3 protein-coding genes are annotated in these 4,049 nt (G+C 66.7%); 1 reads left to right on the top strand and 2 read right to left on the bottom strand.

Annotated elements, in window-relative coordinates:
• A partial coding sequence (locus tag GJ629_RS14905) for a methyl-accepting chemotaxis protein (RefSeq protein WP_157513723.1) occupies positions 1 to 1,441 on the bottom strand: 1,441 nt, incomplete at its 3' end.
• 81 nt (positions 1,442 to 1,522) lie between these two features.
• Positions 1,523 to 3,007 (bottom strand): sulfatase-like hydrolase/transferase, encoded by a 1,485-nt coding sequence (locus tag GJ629_RS14900; protein WP_370515929.1) that lies wholly within the window; start codon positions 3,005 to 3,007, stop codon positions 1,523 to 1,525.
• An 86-nt stretch (positions 3,008 to 3,093) separates the two neighbouring features.
• Between GJ629_RS14900 and GJ629_RS14895 the strand changes: the two genes are divergently transcribed.
• Positions 3,094 to 3,996, top strand: a complete 903-nt coding sequence (locus GJ629_RS14895; protein ID WP_157513722.1) for a 1,4-dihydroxy-2-naphthoyl-CoA synthase — start codon at positions 3,094 to 3,096, stop codon at positions 3,994 to 3,996.
• Positions 3,997 to 4,049 lie beyond the last annotated feature (53 nt).

Genomic DNA, 4,049 nt, shown 5'->3' with positions numbered 1-4,049 from the left:
CGACGGCGAACCCGTCGCCGCCACTCCCGTCGCCGGCGCGGGCGGCCTCGATGTTCGCGTTGAGCGCCAGCATATTCGTCTGCTCGGCGATGTCGCCGATCAGGGAGACGATCTCACCGATCTCGTCCATCCGGTCGTCGAGGGCCTCGACGTTGTCGACCGTCGTGTCGACGGCGTCCTGCACCGCCTTCGCGTCCTCGATGGCGTCCCGCGCGGTCGCCTCGCCCGACTCGGCGATTCGGGCCGTCTCGTGTGACCGCTCGGCGACCGTATCGGCCGACGCCGCTACCTCCTCGACCGTCGCAGAGAGGTCGGTCATCTCGTCGGCGACGCTGCGTAGTTTCTCCTGCTGGTCGTCCGCGTCCGCCGCGATACGCTGTATCGACTCGCTGATCGACTCGCTGGCCGCCGTGGCCTCTCTGGCCCCGTCGCTCGCCGTTTCACTGGCTCTGGCCACCTCGTCGGCGAACGCCTGTATCTCCGTCATCGTCTCTTCGGTCTCGTCCAGCATTTCGTTGAACGCGACGGCGACACGGGCCATCGCGTCGCTCTCCTCGTCGGCGTCTAGCCTGACCGAGAGGTCGCCCTCGGCCGCCCGGGATATCGTCGCACTGTAGCTCTCGGCCGTGTTCTCGAGGTGGTCGTACAACTCCTCGACTTCCGCCCGCTGGGCCTCGGCCTCGGCTTTCATCTTCTCGGCCTCGGCCCGCGCCCGCTCTAGCTCCGCCTGTTTTGCCTCTAGGTCCTCGACTTCGGCGGCCTTCGTCCGCGCCTCGTCGAGTCGTTCGGTCGCCTTCTCGCGGGACCGCTCAGTCGAGTACCAGTTCGCCATCAACGCGACAGCCAGCGCGGTGACGAACCCGCCGTGGATGCCTCCCCATACCCACGGGTTCGATATCGCCGCGGCGTGGTTGTACACTCGACTCGGGTCTATCATCCCGAAGATACCGTGTGTGATGACGACGTAGCCGATGCCGAACGCGAACGGCAACCAGTCCTCGTAGACGGCGACGACGGCCATCGCCACGAAAAAGTGGAAGTGCGCCTCGATGTACCCACCGGAGACGTGGACGAGTACCGCCGAACAGACCAACAGCCCGGTCACCGCCAGAATGGTCCGGACGCGCCGACGGAACCGTTCGAGACGCGACAGCGACACGAACGTGAGGATGACGGCCAGCTCGAACAGGAGGCTCGACAGCGGAATCGACGGCAGCGTTATGCCGGTCACCGTCGACTCCGTCCCCTCGACCAACCCGAGACCCAACAACAGCGGGAGATGCGCCAGCACGAGGAGGCCGATGTTTCGGTGGCGACGCTCCCAGGAGTCCTCGGGAATCGTCTGCCCGTTCGGGACGTACTCGATGAACTCCCGTGCCCGTCGTTGTAATCGTCTCAGGAGCGTTCGGTTCGTGGTCTCACTGCCGGCAGCATTGGACATACTCCGGAATCCATTGGCGACGACAAAAGCCTGTACGTCACAGTATCAAAGCTTGAAACGGGTGTTTAGCTGACCATCTGTTCAGTTAGGGAGGTCGGCTGTGGCTGGCCGGCCCCGCTCAGGCGTAGCGAGGTCCTCGAGGTGTTCGGTCGTCGCGTCGTCGAGTTCCTCGAACCCGCGCGCGCCCTCGCGGACGCCGGCGTCCTCGACCCCTTCGAACGCCGCCGCGACCACGCCGTCGTCCGTCTCGGCCGACCGATAGGACGCCTGCGGGTCGGGGCAGGCGATGGTACACGTCCGGTCGCGCCACGAAACGAACTTCTCGACGCCCGTCTCGGCGTCCCGGTAGACGACGTTCGCCGTCGCCGTGAACGGGGAGAGGTCCGAACAGTACCGCGACGCCCGCTCTTGGACGGGGTCGTCCAGTCCGTGACTCGTCGCCACCACCGGCCCCTCGGGGACGAACTCCCGGCCGGTCCACTCCCCGTCCCGGACGGCTCTGACGGCGTCGGGGAAGCCGGTGATAGTCGCCGCGTCTTCGACCCGCTGTGGCTCGGTCTGTCCCGGATACCGGACGATAAGCGGGACGTGCAACAACACTTCGTGGACGCCGACGCTGTGGGAGGCCACGCGCGCGTTCGGCCGGACGAGGCTCGGTTCGCCAAAGCCCTCGCCGTGGTCGCTGAGGACCACCAGCAGCGTGTCGTCGAGTTCGCCGCGGGCTTCTAGCGCGCCGACCAGCCGTTCCAGTTGGGAATCAAGTTGCCGGATACAGCCGTCGTAGAGCGCTTCCAGCGCCCGGCGCTCCCACCACGGCCGCTGGCCGCCGTTGTACTCCCACTTGACGTCCTCGATGTCCGCCTGTAGCTTCCAGAGGTAGTCGCCGCCCCAGCGGTCGTGTTCGGCGTCGGGCTCGTAGGGGTGGTGGGCGTCCATCAGGTTCAGACAGGCCGCCCACGGGCCGTCTGTGTCTTCACTCCAGTCCAGAAAGAGGTCGACGTACGTCTCCGCGGGGGTGCTGGTCTGGCCCGTCGGGAGCAGGCCGGGGTAGTCCGAGCCGAGCTTGACCGCTGCGCCGTTGAGCAGCGCCTTCCACGTCGTGGTGTCCTCTTCCAGACAGGCCCGGAGGAACTCGCTGTACTCCCCCTGTCCGTGTTCGACGACGAAACTCGTCGGGTCCAGTTCCTCGGGGAACGGGACGTTCCGCGGCCCCTCGACGGTGTCGAAGGCGTCTTTCAGCCCGGCGTCGACGTCGGTGAGCCAGCTGTTTTCCGAGAAGACGCCCGTCGTGTAGCCGTCCTCGCGCAACTCGTCGAACACCGTCTCGCCGGCCGCGAGTTTGTCCGTCGACGTGACGACGCCGTGTTCGGCGACGGACAGACCCGTGAAGATGCTCACGTGGCTGTCGAGGCTCCGGGCGGCCGGCGCCCGCGCCTGCTCGTACCACGTCGCCCGCTCGGTGGCGAACTCGTCGAGAAACGGTGTCGTGTCGTTGGCGTGGCCGTGCAGGCCCGTGTTTCTGGCCCGGACGGTGTCTAGCACGACGAGGAGGACGTTCGGTTTCACTGGTGGTATGCAGTGCCGCCAGCGTATTTAAACGTGGTCGTCAGCGCCGAGGGAATCTTTTTGCGCGCCCCCTCCCGAGAGGCCGTATGGTCTCTGATCTCTTCGACCCGGAGCGGTGGGAACCGGTCGACCGGTTCGACTTCACCGACCTGACCTACCACCGCGGCACCGACACCGACGCCGTGCGCATCGCCTTCGACCGCCCCGCGGTCCGCAACGCCTTCCGCCCGGAGACGGTCGACGAACTCGCGACGGCGCTCGACCACGCCAAGCGCCAGACCGACGTGGGCTGTGTCCTCCTGACGGGGAACGGCCCGTCGCCGAAAGACGGCGGCTGGGCCTTCTGTTCGGGCGGCGACCAGTCGATTCGGGGGGACTCCGGATACGAATACGACGAAGAGAAGGGCCCGGACAACCCCGACGCGCCCGAGAACGTCGGCCGCCTGCACATTCTGGAGGTCCAGCGAGCGATCAGACACATCCCGAAACCCGTCGTCGCCGTCGTCCCGGGGTGGGCCGTCGGCGGCGGCCACTCGCTGCACGTCGTCTGTGACCTGACCATCGCCTCGGCAGAACACGCGAAGTTCCTCCAGACCGACCCGGACGTGGCGAGTTTCGATTCCGGGTTCGGGTCGGCGTACCTCGCCAAACAGATCGGCCAGAAGAAGGCCCGCGAGGTGTTCTTCCTCGGGAAGACCTACTCCGCCGCCGAGGCCGCCGATATGGGAATGGTCAACGAGGCGGTCCCCCACGAGCAACTGGAGGACACTGCCTTGGAGTGGGCCGAGACGATGACCAGCAAGTCCCCCACGGCGATGCGGATGCTGAAGTACGGGTTCAACCTCACCGACGACGGGATGGTCGGCCAGCAGGTGTTCGCGGGCGAGGCGACGCGACTCGCGTATATGACCGACGAGGCCAAGGAGGGACGGGACGCGTTCAACGAGGGGCGAGAGCCCGATTTCGACGACTTCCCGTGGCACTACTAAAACCCACTTTTTCCGTCGGAGGGGTCGGCGGGGCCGACCCCTCCGCGCAAAAA

The sequence above is a fragment of the Halapricum sp. CBA1109 genome (genome assembly GCF_009741825.1).
In the GTDB taxonomy this organism is placed as follows: Archaea; Halobacteriota; Halobacteria; order Halobacteriales; family Haloarculaceae; genus Halapricum.
Note: the sequence above shows the minus strand (reverse complement) of the source record. Positions and strands in the feature narration are given on the sequence as shown.